The sequence below is a fragment of the Flavobacterium sp. 102 genome (genome assembly GCF_003634615.1).
GTDB lineage: Bacteria > Bacteroidota > Bacteroidia > Flavobacteriales > Flavobacteriaceae > Flavobacterium.
In genome coordinates this window covers 84,859-99,374 of record NZ_RBKX01000001.1, presented here as the reverse complement: position 1 = coordinate 99,374, position 14,516 = coordinate 84,859, and the positions used below count along the sequence as shown (strand labels likewise).

At 34.9% G+C, this 14,516-nt stretch carries 10 protein-coding genes; 9 read left to right on the top strand and 1 reads right to left on the bottom strand.

The window, feature by feature from the left end; translation table 11 throughout:
* The first annotated feature begins 35 nt into the window (after nucleotides 1–35).
* From C8C84_RS00530 to C8C84_RS00520, 3 genes are all read left to right on the top strand, one after another.
* Nucleotides 36–263 (top strand): signal peptidase, encoded by a 228-nt coding sequence (locus C8C84_RS00530; protein ID WP_121311665.1) that lies wholly within the window; start codon nucleotides 36–38, stop codon nucleotides 261–263.
* A gap of 659 nt (nucleotides 264–922) precedes the next feature.
* Nucleotides 923–5,497 carry a YDG domain-containing protein gene (locus tag C8C84_RS00525; RefSeq protein ID WP_121311664.1) on the top strand — a complete coding sequence of 1,525 codons (4,575 nt, stop codon included), beginning with the start codon at nucleotides 923–925 and terminating at the stop codon, nucleotides 5,495–5,497.
* A 40-nt stretch (nucleotides 5,498–5,537) separates the two neighbouring features.
* On the top strand, nucleotides 5,538–5,762 hold the full coding sequence (locus C8C84_RS00520) for a signal peptidase (RefSeq protein ID WP_121311663.1): 225 nt from the start codon (nucleotides 5,538–5,540) through the stop codon (nucleotides 5,760–5,762).
* 93 nt (nucleotides 5,763–5,855) lie between these two features.
* On the opposite strand, the gene C8C84_RS00515 is transcribed toward C8C84_RS00520, so the two are convergent.
* Complete coding sequence (locus tag C8C84_RS00515; protein WP_121311662.1) at nucleotides 5,856–7,445, bottom strand: peptide chain release factor 3; 1,590 nt, start codon at nucleotides 7,443–7,445, stop codon at nucleotides 5,856–5,858.
* Nucleotides 7,446–7,699: 254 nt separating this feature from the next.
* On the opposite strand from C8C84_RS00515, the gene C8C84_RS00510 reads away from it, so the two are divergent.
* From C8C84_RS00510 to C8C84_RS00485, 6 genes are all read left to right on the top strand, one after another.
* Complete coding sequence (locus C8C84_RS00510) at nucleotides 7,700–9,673, top strand: peptidylprolyl isomerase (RefSeq protein ID WP_121314926.1); 1,974 nt, start codon at nucleotides 7,700–7,702, stop codon at nucleotides 9,671–9,673.
* Nucleotides 9,674–10,522 (top strand): peptidylprolyl isomerase, encoded by an 849-nt coding sequence (locus tag C8C84_RS00505; RefSeq protein ID WP_121311661.1) that lies wholly within the window; start codon nucleotides 9,674–9,676, stop codon nucleotides 10,520–10,522.
* The gene (locus C8C84_RS00500; protein WP_121311660.1) at nucleotides 10,485–11,912 is read left to right on the top strand and encodes a peptidylprolyl isomerase; all 1,428 of its coding nucleotides are present in this window, start codon (nucleotides 10,485–10,487) and stop codon (nucleotides 11,910–11,912) included. Before C8C84_RS00505 ends, C8C84_RS00500 begins: the two co-directional genes overlap by 38 nt.
* A 68-nt stretch (nucleotides 11,913–11,980) precedes the next feature.
* Complete coding sequence (locus tag C8C84_RS00495) at nucleotides 11,981–12,934, top strand: MoxR family ATPase (RefSeq protein WP_121311659.1); 954 nt, start codon at nucleotides 11,981–11,983, stop codon at nucleotides 12,932–12,934.
* 42 nt (nucleotides 12,935–12,976) lie between these two features.
* Complete coding sequence (locus C8C84_RS00490; RefSeq protein ID WP_147406792.1) at nucleotides 12,977–13,330, top strand: hypothetical protein; 354 nt, start codon at nucleotides 12,977–12,979, stop codon at nucleotides 13,328–13,330.
* Between the two features lie 51 nt (nucleotides 13,331–13,381).
* A complete protein-coding gene (locus C8C84_RS00485) occupies nucleotides 13,382–14,497 on the top strand; it encodes an acyltransferase (RefSeq protein ID WP_121311657.1) in 1,116 nt (371 codons plus the stop codon).
* The last annotated feature ends 19 nt before the right edge of the window (nucleotides 14,498–14,516 follow it).

Below are 14,516 nucleotides of genomic sequence, written 5' to 3'. Positions count from 1 at the left end.
AAAATAAGAAATAGTAAAAAAATCAAGTAATTGTTATGAAAAATATTTTAAAGTTTTATTTCGTCGCTCTGTTTTTATTAGCTTCAGATTTTGTTGCTTTCGCACAGCCCGGTGACGGTGATGACGGCGGCGGCGGCGATGGAGGTGTTGAAGGCGGTGGTGATCCTCAACCGGCTCCAATCGATAGTAGGTTAATATTATTATTGGTATTAGGTGTTTTATTTGTATTCTACACTTATAGAAAGCACAAAAGAGCCGTTTAGGTTTAGATATTAAATCAATCTATAAGCCAGCAATTTATTCCATGTTGAAATAAATTGCTGGCTTTTTTTTGATTTTTTTAATATAGCTAATTAATCAATCAAAAAAATAATTTGTTCATCTTTAAATATTTAACTTTTCAGATTTAAAGTTATTGTCATCTCACTCAGCTTGACTCAATCAAAAGAAGCAATCGTGAATTTTTCAATACTCCAACACACAAAAGATTGAAAAGTATTGGTGTAACACGTACCTATTTAGACAATCCCTTATATAATCAAAAATACAGAACAACTTTTAGTTTCGTTAAATTTTGACGTTTTTAGTAAGACAACCTTTCATTTGGAAATTATAAAATTCTTTCACTTATAAAATTTCCTTTATTTCTCCACTTTCAAATAATCTCTATTTTTTAAATTATGAATAAAGTAAAAAAATATGAGGTTTATATGACCAAACAATTGACACAGTCTTTTTTTAACATTATTTTTATTATAAAAAAAATATTTTTGTTGATTTAACCGTTTCATAATGTTTCTTAATCGATTTTTACCGTAGGTTTGCCTGCCATTTGAATGGTATTACTGAAACTGGTTGAACTTTAAAAAAAACATATTTTTATAAGTATTTAGCTTCGGTTTTGAAAGTTAAATAAAAGAATATGAAAATTAATACTATAACATCTATGAAAATTTTTACCGAGATTACTTTTGTTTTAAGTAGAAATCTTTTAAAAAAAAATGCAATTATCCTTGTTTTTCTAACAAGTTTAGTTTCACATGGGCAATTGTTAACTGAAAATTTTAGTTACACAATACCTGGAAACATAACTGCAGCAACTTCAAACTGGTCATCACATAGCGGGTCTACTTTCTATCCGCAATACACTAATGCAGGCTTAGCTTTTACTGGACATGCAGGGTCAAGTGTTGGAGGTTCCATGACTTTGGCTTCGAATGGTGTTGCGGACATTAACAGAACTTTTACATCTCAAAATTCTGGGACAGTATATATGAGTTGTTTGGTAAATTTTACCTCCACAACCTCAGCGAGTACTGAGTATTTTTTACATTTTAATTCTGCCTCCTTTAGTACAAGAGTGTTAGCACAAAAAAGTGGTTCAGTATTACGATTTGGGATTAACAAGTCAGCAAATCCAACTGCGGTTGCTACCAATTTTGAATTTGGAACAACCTATTTATTAGTTGTTAAATATACATTTATTGCCGGTAGTTCAAATGACAGGGTTGATTTATGGGTTTTGCCATCATTTGCAAGTACGGAAGCTTTAGCAGGAACTCCACTACAGACTACAACTGCAGGTACAGATGCTACAGCATTAAATGCCATAAGTGTGAGACAAGCAACGCCACCAGTTGGGTCAATTGACGCTATAAATATAGGAACTACTTGGGCAAGTGCTGTTCCCGCTGGTACAATAGCACCAACGGTTACCACAACAACAGCCTCATCAATTTCGGTAGATGGTGGTTCTTCTGGTGGGGATGTTACCGCTGATGGTGGTGCTACAGTTACTGCTCGTGGTTTGGTCTATAATACAGCTTCTTCTCCAACACTCTCAAATAGTGTAGTTACAACAGGTACAGGCACAGGATCTTATATTAGCATTTTGTCAGGGTTGGATGTTAATACTAGGTATTACTATCGAGCTTATGCTACCAATTCTGCAGGAACCTCTTATGGGAATGAATCTAATTTTTATACTTTGGCGAATGTACCTGGTGCTTTGGTTGTGACTAATCCACAGGCAACAACACTTGATGTTACGCTTGACGGTACAACAACTAATTTAAATCCGGCAAATACTACTTTTGCTATTGAAACGGATGGACAGTATGTTCAAGCGAATGGTTTTTTAGGAGCCACAGCAGTTTGGCAGACAGCCGATGTCTGGGGAACGGTTACGGTAAAGGGATTGGTTAGTCTTACTACTTATATTTTTAAAACGAAGGCAAGGAATGGAGATCAGGTGGAAACTGGTTTTGGAGATACCAATCAGGGAACAACTACAGGTGCAGTAGCTCCCGTAGTTTCAAGCGGATCTCCTGTAGGAAATTATAATTCTGCTTTCTCTTATTCTGTTATGGCAACCAACTCACCAACATCTTATGCCATTTCTAGCGGAAGTTTGCCAACAGGATTGGATTTAAATACTACATCTGGTGAAATTTCCGGAACTCCAACTCAGATTGGTATATTCAATGTAGATTTTACCGCCAGTAATGCGGGAGGTGCAAGTGCTCCTGCGACAATCAGCATAACAATCAATCAAGCGAATCAAACCATTAGCTTTGGTGCGCTTTCTCCGTCGACTTATGGAGATGCCCCCTTTGAACTAATAGCCGCTGCCAGCTCCGGATTGACCGTTTCTTATGTAAGCTCTAATACTGATGTTGCAACAGTTTCAGGTAATACAATTACCATTATTGGACAAGGTTCAACAACCATTTCAGCCTCTCAGACAGGAAATGTTAATTACACTGCTGCTACAACTGTGGATCAGACATTGACCGTAAACAAAAAGAACTTAACGATAATTGATATAACAGCGAACAACAAAGTTCAAGACGGCACGACAGCAGCTACTTTATCGGGGACTCCAACATTAGTAGGAGTAGTGAGTGGAGAGGAAAGCAATGTTGTTTTAAATGAGACATATTCAGCCGCTTTCGCAGTTGCAACTCCAGGTACAGGAATTTCTGTTGCTGTTACGGGCTACACTTTGACTGGTTCGGCTTCCGCTAACTATACGCTGTTGCAACCTACCGGACTAACAGCTGATATTGCGGTACTAAATGTGCCAGATATAACTGTTGAGGCTACAAATATTTTGAATAATGGATTTACTGCTAATTGGGATGCGGTTCCCGGTGCCGCCAGTTATGTTTTGGATGTTTATACAAAATCAGGTGGTTCTTCAGAAATTTTAAATCAACAATTTACATGGGTTGATTTAGGTTCGGCAAATGGAACCGGAGGAAATTCAGGAGGTTGGAGTGGCACAATAGCCACAGAAGTTTTTGATTTAATTGGTTGGTCTGATACAGCAGGATACAGAGGGGATAATTGTGCCAAAATGGGAGCAGGTAGTACAAGAGGTGCTCTGACTACTCCAGTATTTGGGGTTGCAGGGAATGCAGTTTTAACTTTTAGAGCTGGTGCTTGGAATGGAGGTTCAGAACAAACCACTTTACTATTAGAAATAACAGGTGGTGGAACTTTGGATGTTTCTTCTGTTACAATGATAAAAGGAGCTTTCTCGGATTACACCGTTCAAGTTACTGATGCAACTATTAATACACAAATTACTTTTAGAGCATTTCAAACCAGTAATGCAAGATTCTTTTTAGATGATATAAAAGTAGTTGCAAATACACTGACAATTACTCCAGTTGCCGGTTCGCCATTTTCAATTAATGCACCACTAACGTCATATAACGTAACCGGTTTAAATGCTAATACAAATTACTATTACCAAGTCAGAGCTGTAAACGGTTTATTTACTACAGGTAATTCTGACGAAATTAACCTTGTTACAAATCAAGCTACTGTGACATGGAATGGAACAGAATGGTCAAACGTTACCGGGCCTACTGCCACTATCGAAGCTTTTATACAGGGCATATATAATACTAATGAACATGGCGTTTTTACCGCAAGTAAATTAACATTAACCTCGGGTTCATTTACAATAAATGATGGGGACGATATTACGGTTATAGGTGGACTAATAAATAATATGACCGCAGCAGATTTTGTAGTTGAAAACAATGCCAATTTAATTCAAGAGGGAACAGTCAATAATAATATTGGTAATATCACCATAAAAAGAAACAGTTCAGCAATAAACCGTTTTGATTATACTTTATGGTCTTCACCGGTAACAGGACAAGGATTATATGCTTTTTCACCTTTAACATTATCAACCCGTTTTTATCAATATCTTACTGCTACCAATTTTTATAACAATAGTGGTTTAGGGTTTTCTATTTCAGGGGCTGATCCTGTAACCGGAATAGGCGGTACAGATACTAACAATGTTCAATTTGCTACAGCAAAAGGATATCTTATAAGATCACCTTGGAATCATCCGACAGCTCCAACTGTTTGGACAGGTACTTTTAGCGGAGTTCCAAACAATGGCGATATACCTGTTACAGTTTCTACAGCGGGAGAACCTATAATTGGTTACGGTTATAATGCGGTTGGAAATCCATATCCATCCCGAATCAGTGTTCCTGATTTTATTGATGGTAATGCTAACATATCTGGTACTTTATACTTCTGGAGAAAAACGAATGATAATGCAGCAACTTCCTACGCAACACTTACTAAAACTGCTTATGTAGCTAATGGGGCATTGGGCGGTGATACAGGAACAGGTTTTTTCCCTAATGGAAATGGAGCTGAAGCTGATTGGGTTATCAATGTTGGACAAGGATTTTTTGTTAAAGTCAATAGTGGTTCTTCTATAAGCTTTACCAATGGTATGAGAAGAAGTTCGAATTCAAATCAGTTTTTTAGAAATTCTCAAACAGTAAATACAGTAAATAATGGTTTGTATTGGTTGAATTTAAATGCAAACACTGGTATTTTTAGTCAAATGGCTGTTGGATATAGCGAAGAAGGAACTTTGGATTTTGATAGAGGAATGGATGGGGAAAATATCAATAAAGATTTTTATTTGACAAGTTTAATAAATACAGGAGAATATTCTGTTCAAAGTAGACCAAGTTTTGAACCTACTGATGTAGTACCATTATCATACAAGGTTGGGACAGCGGGGAATTACAGTATTTCGATAGATCATTCTTCAGGTTTATTTGCAGAAGGTCAGTTGATTTATTTACGTGATAATTTGACTTCTACCACACACAATTTAGCCACAGGTGCTTATAATTTTAGCACTGATGCCGGTACATTCTCTTCTCGTTTTGAGATAGTCTACCAATTGTCTTTAGGTGTTGATACACCAATATTTAATGATAACCAAGTAGTTGTTTACCAAAATGAAGCTAATGATTTAGTAATTAATACTGGTAATGTGGTAATGTCTGCTGTAAAAGTATTTGATATAAGAGGTAGATTATTATCAGAAAGTAAAGGAATCAATGCTTCACAAACCACTATAAAAGCTGGTCAGACCAATCAAGTATTATTGGTTCAAATTACTTCTCAAGAAGGGTCGGTTGTGACTAAAAAAGTAATGAGATAATGTTTATTTAAAAAAATTAAAAAACCATCAAGTAATTGTTATGAAGAATATTTTAAAATTATATTTAGTCGCTTTTTTATTAGCTTCAGATTTTGTTGCTTTCGCACAGCCCGGTGACGGTGATGACGGTGGTGGTGGTGACGGAGGTGTTGAAGGTGGAGGTGATCCTCAACCGGCACCAATAAATGCAAAGTTAATTTTGTTGCTAATTGTAGGTGTTTTGTTTGTTTTTTACACCTATAAAAAGAATAGAAGAACTGTTTAAATTTAAATAGAATTTCAATAAAAAACCATCCATTATATTCATGATTTGAGTAAAATGGATGGTTTAAAATTTTAACTGTACAACTTTTTGGAACTAGTCAAATTCTGAAGTAAAATACAACTTCACATTAGGAAACTTGCTTTGTGTCATTTGTATTGTGAATTCTGAATCGGCCAAGAATACCAATTGACCATATTTGTCATGTGCCAAGAATTTTTGCTTGATTCTTTTAAATTCTTTAAATTCTTCACTCTTAGGATCAGTTGGTTTTACCCAACAAGCTTTGTGTACAGGGAAATTCTCATAACTGCATTTAGCGCCATATTCATGCTCCAAACGATATTGGATTACCTCATACTGTAGAGCACCAACGGTTCCAATAATTTTTCTGTTGTTCATTTCTAAGGTAAATAACTGCGCTACACCTTCATCCATCAATTGGTCAACACCTTTGTCTAATTGTTTAGATTTCAAAGGATCGGCGTTATTAATGTATCTGAAATGCTCCGGAGAAAAACTCGGAATTCCTTTGAAGCTCATTACTTCTCCTTCAGTTAAAGTATCTCCGATTTTGAAATTACCGGTATCGTGTAAACCCACAATGTCTCCGGCATACGAAATGTCAACAATCTCTTTTTTCTCAGCAAAGAATGCATTCGGACTGGAGAATTTTAAATTTTTATTAAGTCTTACGTGCGTGTAAGGTTTGTTTCTTTCGAATGTGCCCGATACAATTTTGACAAAAGCCAATCTATCGCGGTGTTTCGGATCCATATTGGCGTGTATTTTGAACACAAAACCGGTCATTTTTTCTTCTTCAGGATTCACCAATCTGGTTTCTGATTCTTTTGGTCTTGGCGTTGGCGCAATTTCAACAAAACAATCGAGCAATTCTCTAACGCCAAAATTATTCAAAGCCGAACCAAAAAACACCGGTTGCAAAGTACCCTCTAAATAACTTTGTCTGTCAAAAGCCGGATACACTTCTGAAATCAATTCCAATTCTTCTCTTAGTTTTACCGCCGGTTTTTCACCAATTATTTTTTCCAATTCCGGACTTTCAATGTCTGAAAAAGCAATCGTATCTTCTATGTTTTTACGACTATCACCACTAAAAAGATTGATGTTTTGTTCCCAAATATTATAAATTCCTTGGAAATCATAACCCATTCCGATAGGGAAACTCAAAGGCGTAACAGTCAAACCTAATTTTTGTTCGACTTCATCCATTAAATCGAAAGCGTCTTTTCCTTCACGGTCTAACTTATTGATGAAAACAATAATTGGAATCTTTCGCATTCTACAAACTTCAACCAATTTTTCGGTTTGTTCCTCAACACCTTTTGCAACGTCAATAACAACTATAACACTGTCAACAGCAGTCAAAGTTCTGAAAGTATCTTCGGCAAAATCCTTGTGACCAGGTGTGTCGAGAATGTTAATTTTTTTGTCTTTATAATTAAAAGCCAAAACCGAAGTCGCTACCGAAATTCCTCTTTGGCGCTCAATCTCCATAAAATCGGAAGTGGCTCCTTTTTTTATTTTATTGTTCTTCACCGCTCCGGCTTCTTGAATTGCTCCACCAAAAAGTAGTAACTTCTCTGTTAGTGTAGTCTTTCCGGCATCGGGATGCGAAATAATTCCAAAAGTTCTGCGGCGTTGTATTTCTTTTAAAAAACTCATGATTTTCGATAAATTGTCTGCAAAAATACTATTATTTACTCATTATTTAGGCATGTATTTTGGCTCAGTTTTCTTTAATAAAAAATAAGGTAAAAGTTCTGTTAATAAAATTTTGTTAATAGTAGGCTCGATACTTGTATAATGTGTTTGAATTGTTACTTTTGTTGATTGTTATCTTGATAAACCAAAGCACTTTTGGCTGTTCAAAAAAACAAATATTTAATTGTAAAGTTTTTAATAGAAATTATAAAAGCATGAGTTTAAAACAGTTTTTTTTAGGATTGTTCTTTTCAATGTCAATTGCCGGATTTGGGCAAAATAATTCAAAAGAAGTTTTGTTTACGGTCAATGATAAGCCTTATTATACTGACGAATTTGCAAGGGTTTACAAAAAAAATCTCGATTTAGTAAAAGACGAATCTCAGAAAGATTTAAACCAGTATTTAGAGCTCTTCGTAGGTTACAAATTAAAAGTCAATAAAGCCTGTAAATTAGGATTACAAGACAATCCAAAATATCAAAATGAGTTAAAATCTTACCGAACTCAATTAGCCAAAAACTATTTTAACGATACTAAAATCACCCAAGAATTGGTTGAAGAAGGTTATAATCGTTTGCAAAAAGAAGTGAGAGCTTCTCATATTCTTATATTAGTTGATGAAAATGCATCTCCTGAAGACACTTTAAAGGCTTATAAAAAGATAGAAGACATCAGCAAGAAAGCACTAGCGGAAGAAAATTTTGGTGCTTTAGCTGTTCAATATTCTGAAGATCCATCAGCTAAAGAAAACAAAGGTGATTTAGGTTACTTTTCAGCTTTCAGAATGGTGTATGCTTTTGAGAATGCTGCCTTCAACACGCCAAAAGGGAAAGTTTCCAAAATTGTCAGAACCCGTTTTGGATATCATATCCTTAAAGTGGAAGATATTAGAAATAACCGTGGAGAAGTTACGGTAGCGCATATCATGGTTTTGAAACCAAAATCAAAATCTGAAGACGAAGAACAAGATCAAGCAAAAAATACCATTAATGAGATTTACAAAAAAATCCAACAAGGTGAAAAGTTTGAGGATTTAGCCAAACAGTTTTCTGAAGATAAATCGTCTTCTTCAAAAGGTGGCGTTTTGAATAAATTCAGCTCAGGTCAACTAAGTTCGGAAGAATTTGAAAATGTGGCTTTTTCATTGTCAACACCAAATGAAATTTCGACACCATTCCAATCCCAATTCGGATGGCATATCGTTAAGTTAATCCAAAAGCATCCGGTGCGTACCTTGGATGAAATGAAAATTGAGTTGGAAGGCAAAATCGGTAAAGACGACCGATCTAAGAAAATAACTGCTTCTTTAAATGAAAAATTAAGAAAAAAATATACCCATAAAAGAGACAATAAGCAATATGCTATTCTTTCGAAATTGGTTACCAATGATTTTTATGACGCAAAATGGAAGCAACCGGAGAATGCTAAAGACTATGCAGCTGCATTGTTAACGATCAACAATAAAAAAATTGATGGTAATGCATTTTTAGAATTTGTAGACAAACAGCAAAAATCAGGCTTGGCGGTTAAACCTGTTGCTAAATTGGTTGATGCTTTGTATGAGAAATTCTTAGACAATCAATTGACGGCTTATTATGATGAAAATCTTGAAGTTGAATTTTTAGAATTTGCCAACGTAATGGAAGAATACCGTGATGGTTTGTTGCTTTTCGACTTGATGGAAAAAGAAATTTGGGAAAGAGCCAAAACAGATACGATTGGTTTGCAAAAATTCTACGAAGAGCACAAAACAGAACACCAATGGAAAAACAGAGTGGAAGCTACAATTCTTTCGTCTACTAAAATGGATGAGATTAAAAAAGCATTGGCTTTGTTAAAGAAAGGAACAGAAGTACAGGCAATCAAAGAAAAATTAAATATTGGAAATGTAGTCAACGTAATGAGCAATAGCGGCGTGTTTGAAGAAGGAAATGACGCTTTGCCAAAAAGTACGAAGTTTGAAGTAGGTATTTCAGATATTCAAAAAGAAGGAGAATATTATTTTGTTACCAAAGTGGACAAAGTAATGCCAAAAGGAATTAAAACTTTAGACGAATGCAGAGGGAAAATAGTGAATGATTATCAGCAATATCTGGAGCAAAGATGGGTTGATGATTTGAAACAAGAATTTGTGGTTAAAGTCAATAAAGATGTTTTTGAAAAAGTAAAAAAACAGTTGAATCCATAAATGATTAGAAATAGCCTTTTCTTAATAATGGTTTTGTTTTGTTCTTGTAATTATTTTCAACCGGAACAAAAAACGGAATCCATTGCCAGAGTCGGAAAAAGTTATTTGTATAAATCTGATATCGCTACTTTAGTTCCTGCCGGAACTTCAAAAGAGGACAGCGTGCTTATGGTTAGAGATTTTATCAATCGTTGGGCAAGTCAAAAATTGCTTATTGAAGCCGCCGAAATAAACCTAAGCGAAAAGAAAAAAGGAGAATACAACGCTTTAATTAAGCAATACAAAATAGATTTATATACCAAAGCGTATATAGAAGAAGTGGTTAAAAATACCGTAGATACTTTAGTAACACAACAAGAGTTAAAAAAATACTACGATGAAAACAAGGAGAATTTTAAAACCAACGGAACCTTAGTTCGACTGCGGTTTGTTAATTTGGCTAAAGATAATCCTCGTTTTGCCACCATAAGAAGCAAGTTCTTTGATTATAATAAAAAAGACAAAAAGTTTTGGGACACTTATGCTTTGCAATTTAAAAGCTTTGCTTTGAACGACTCGATTTGGGTTGACATGAGTCAGGTTTATGCGAAATTACCGGTAATCAATCCGGATAACCGAGATGAATTCATTCGGCCGGGAAGAAAGGCGGAGATTCAGTCAAACGAAGATGTCTATTTAATCAAAATTACCAATGTGATTGATAAGAATCAAATTTCGCCGTTTGAATACATCAAACCCACTTTGAAAGAAGTTATATTGAACAAAAGAAAATTAGAATTAATAAAGAAATTTGAAAAAGAGATTACCGATGATGCCATTAAAAACAAGGATTATGAAATATATAAATAGCCAACTCATAGTAGCCGTTATTGCTACAATTATTACAGTTGGTTCAACCAATGCTCAAGAAATAATTAAGGATTCTGTAAAAACAGTTCAGCCAACCAAATCCTCAAAAAAGGTTAAAGTCGACGGAATCATCGCTACTGTTGGTGATTATATTGTTTTAGATTCAGATATTGACAAATCATTTTTAGAATTATCAAGCCAAGGGCAATCTATTAAAGACATTACCCGTTGTCAAATGTTGGGCAAGTTATTGGAAGAAAAATTATACGCACACCAAGCCATTCAGGATAGTATCGTGATTAAAGATGAAGAGGTTAAGGAAAAAATGGCCGAACAAATTGGTTACATGGTGGAGCAATTGGGCACAATGGATAAGGTGATAGACTATTTCAAAAAAGACAATGAAGAAGATTTCAGAAGTGAGTTATTTGATATCATCAAAACCAATAAATTGACCATGGAGATGAGAAAAAAAATCATCGATGGCGTTGAAATCACTCCCGAAGAAACCCGTAATTTCTTTAAGTCTATTCCACAAGATGAGTTGCCGGTTTTTGGTGCTGAAATGGAAGTAGCCCAAATTGTAATTACGCCTAAAATTTCTCAAGAAGAAAAACAAAGAGTTATTAACCGATTAAAAGAAATCAAAGCAGAAGTTTTGGCAGGAGCAAGTTTTAAAACCCGAGCCGTAATTTACACTGATGACAAAGCCTCTGCGCCAACAGGTGGTTTTTATAAAATCAACAGGAAAACACAATTCGTAAAAGAATTCAAAGATGTGGCTTTTAGTTTAGGTGAAGGCGAAATTTCAGAACCATTCGAAACGGAATATGGTTATCATATTATCATGGTCGAAAAAATTAAAGGACAGGAAGTTGAGTTGAGACATATTTTAATGATGCCAAAAGTTTCTGACCAAGCTTTGAAAGACGCTAAAGAAAAGATTCTTACCATCAAAAATAAAATCGAAAGCGGTGAAATCACTTTTGCCGAAGCGGCCAAAACCATGTCAGACGAAAAAGAAACCAGAGCTAATGGCGGAACGTTAATCAATCCAAAAACACAAGATACGCATTTTGAGTTGACTAAAATGGATCCGAGTTTATACAGCGAAGTGTCTAATTTAAAAGACAATGCCATCACGTCACCAATTTTAGATGATGATCCAAGAACCGGGAAAAAGTATAAAATTATTACCGTAACCAATAGAATTAATGAGCATACCGCTGATTATTCCAAAGATTACATCAAAATCAAAGATTTGGCACTAAAAGAAAAACAAATCAAAGCCATTGGAAAATGGTCTGAGGAAAAAATCAAGGAAACCTACGTTAAAATTAATGGAGAATACCAAGATTGTTTGTTTATTAATAACTGGCAAAAAAAATAAGTGTAATTTAGAACTTTCAAATCCTAATTTCGAACCTTCGAGACTTAATCTTAAAATCCTAAATAATCATGTCTGATGTTGCTGCCATTCAAAATTTAGTTCAAAAACGTTTAGAGCTTAAAAAAGAAATTGCTAAGATAATCGTAGGTCAAGACGATGTGGTTGACCAAATTTTGCTAAGCATATTTTCCGGTGGTCACGCCTTGTTAGTTGGTGTTCCCGGTTTGGCCAAAACGTTAATGGTAAACACCATCTCACAAGCTTTAGGGTTAGATTTCAAGCGCATACAGTTCACTCCCGATTTGATGCCTTCTGATATCTTAGGAAGTGAGATTTTGGATGAAAACAGACAGTTCAAATTTATCAAAGGACCCATTTTTGCCAATATCATTTTGGCCGATGAGATCAATAGAACGCCACCAAAAACCCAAGCCGCTTTATTAGAAGCGATGCAGGAACGTTCGGTGACGATTGCTGGTCAGAACTATAAATTAGCCTTGCCTTACTTTGTTTTAGCAACGCAAAACCCAATTGAGCAAGAGGGAACTTATCCTTTGCCGGAAGCACAATTAGACCGTTTTATGTTTGCCATAAAATTAGATTATCCTTCGTATCAAGAAGAAGTACAGGTCGTAAAAAGCACTACTTCGGATGAAAAACCAGTCATCAATCCGTTGTTTTCGGCTCAAGAAATTATCGATTTTCAACACCTAATTCGCCGCGTTCCGGTGGCCGATAATGTAATTGAATATGCGGTAACTTTGGTTGGAAAAACGCGCCCGAAAGGAAATTTAGCGTCTGAATATGTCAACAATTATTTAGATTGGGGTGCAGGACCTAGAGCTTCTCAGAACTTAATTTTGGCTGCCAAAGCCAATGCAGCTTTTAATGGTAAATTCTCTCCCGATATTGAAGATGTAAAAGCGGTTGCGACCGGAATTCTTCGCCACAGAATCATCAAAAACTATAAAGCAGACGCCGAAGGAATCACCGAAGAAATGATTATTGATAAGTTATTGTAATAATTTCGATTTTTTTTCGTTATCTGTTTTTAAAATAGTTTGATGATGAAAAAATATGTACTCGTTTTACCCGAATTGATTCTTTTAGGATTAAGTGCTTATTGGTTTCTCGAAAATCTTATCGGTGGAAATCATTTTAATCCGTTTGTTTTTGGCGTATTCATAATACTCTTACTTCAAGTCTTCTTTCAAAATAAGTTTGTTGGTTTTTCAGTGGCAACCCTTATTTCGTTGTTTTCCTTGTTTATGGTTTTGGCGGTAATTTCAGAGTTCAATGATTTTCCAACAGCATCAGCTGAAGCGTTTCAATTGCTGGGTTTTGGATTGTTTCTGTGCTTTTTGGGATTCAGTTCAGCCATTGCGATATTTTATAAATTTCTGCCTAAAGTTTTTTAGCACTTCCAATTGATATTACCTATTTTAGTGCTTTAAAAATAAGGCTGAAATATGTTAGCTAAACAAGAAAGTTCCAGAGTTTTCGGCCTCGACTTAATGCGAGCTATTGCCATATTGATGGTCTTATTTGGTCATTGCGTTTGGATTATTCCTGAAAAAGACAACCTTTTTTATCAATTACTCCTTTTATCAGGATTCTTTGGTGTCGAAATTTTCTTTGTCCTCAGTGGTTTTCTCATTGGTAAAATTTTGTACCAATTATATCTCAAAGAAGATTTCTCTATCAAAACCGTTTTCTACTTTCTCAAGCGAAGATGGTTTAGAACTTTGCCTAATTACTTTTTGATCTTATTGGTCAATTTGGCAATTGCCAGTTTTGTGGGTTATGTTGCATCGTCTTGGTGGAAATACTTCTTTTTCCTTCAAAATCTAAACACTACCATGTTGCGTTTCTTTCCGGAATCATGGAGTTTATCGGTGGAAGAGTTTGCGTATGTTACGTTGCCTTTTTTTCTTTTAATTATCGGAAGTTTAATTAAGTTCAAAAATAAATCACGTTTTTTCTTCCGGTCAATCATCACACTTATTCTGATTTTTTTTTGTGCCAAAGTAGTTTATCAAAATACAACGCTTAATACGACTTTAACCCAATGGAATCTTTCGCTTAAAGCTGTTGTAATTTATCGCTTGGACAGCATTTTTATTGGTGTTTTGTGCAGTTGGATTTATTTGAATTATACTTCGTTTTGGCAAAAAAGCAAATCGATATTTTTCGTTTTAGGAATGCTTTTATTTTTTTTTCTATTTGTTGGCATTGGCTTTTTAGGCTGGATAATTGAAGTAACGCCAATGTTTTGGAATGTTTTTTATCTTCCTTTAATGTCAGTCGGAGTGGCCTGCTTTTTACCTTTCTTGTCGGAATGGAAAGAAGAAAAAGTACTGTTCCAAAAACCGGTTACTTTCATTAGTTTGATTTCTTATTCTATTTATCTCCTTCATTACAGCGTGATTTTGTTCTTGATGAAACAATATATTTTTATTGATAGGCATAATAATATTCATTTGATTGCTTTTTTAAGTTCCTATATCTTAATTACCATCCTATTGAGCTATTTTTTATATCGATTTTATGAAAAGCCAATGATGAATTTAAGAGATAAAAATTAAGAATAGTCAGTTTTTGACT

What these genes read in the sequence shown, in the direction of transcription:
- C8C84_RS00530 (WP_121311665.1), top strand. Translation starts at nt 36, where the DNA reads ATGAAAAATATTTTAAAGTTTTATTTCGTCGCTCTGTTTTTATTAGCT.
- C8C84_RS00525 (WP_121311664.1), top strand. Translation starts at nt 923, where the DNA reads ATGAAAATTAATACTATAACATCTATGAAAATTTTTACCGAGATTACT.
- C8C84_RS00520 (WP_121311663.1), top strand. Translation starts at nt 5,538, where the DNA reads ATGAAGAATATTTTAAAATTATATTTAGTCGCTTTTTTATTAGCTTCA.
- C8C84_RS00515 (WP_121311662.1), bottom strand. Translation starts at nt 7,445, where the DNA reads ATGAGTTTTTTAAAAGAAATACAACGCCGCAGAACTTTTGGAATTATT.
- C8C84_RS00510 (WP_121314926.1), top strand. Translation starts at nt 7,700, where the DNA reads ATGAGTTTAAAACAGTTTTTTTTAGGATTGTTCTTTTCAATGTCAATT.
- C8C84_RS00505 (WP_121311661.1), top strand. Translation starts at nt 9,674, where the DNA reads ATGATTAGAAATAGCCTTTTCTTAATAATGGTTTTGTTTTGTTCTTGT.
- C8C84_RS00500 (WP_121311660.1), top strand. Translation starts at nt 10,485, where the DNA reads ATGCCATTAAAAACAAGGATTATGAAATATATAAATAGCCAACTCATA.
- C8C84_RS00495 (WP_121311659.1), top strand. Translation starts at nt 11,981, where the DNA reads ATGTCTGATGTTGCTGCCATTCAAAATTTAGTTCAAAAACGTTTAGAG.
- C8C84_RS00490 (WP_147406792.1), top strand. Translation starts at nt 12,977, where the DNA reads ATGATGAAAAAATATGTACTCGTTTTACCCGAATTGATTCTTTTAGGA.
- C8C84_RS00485 (WP_121311657.1), top strand. Translation starts at nt 13,382, where the DNA reads ATGTTAGCTAAACAAGAAAGTTCCAGAGTTTTCGGCCTCGACTTAATG.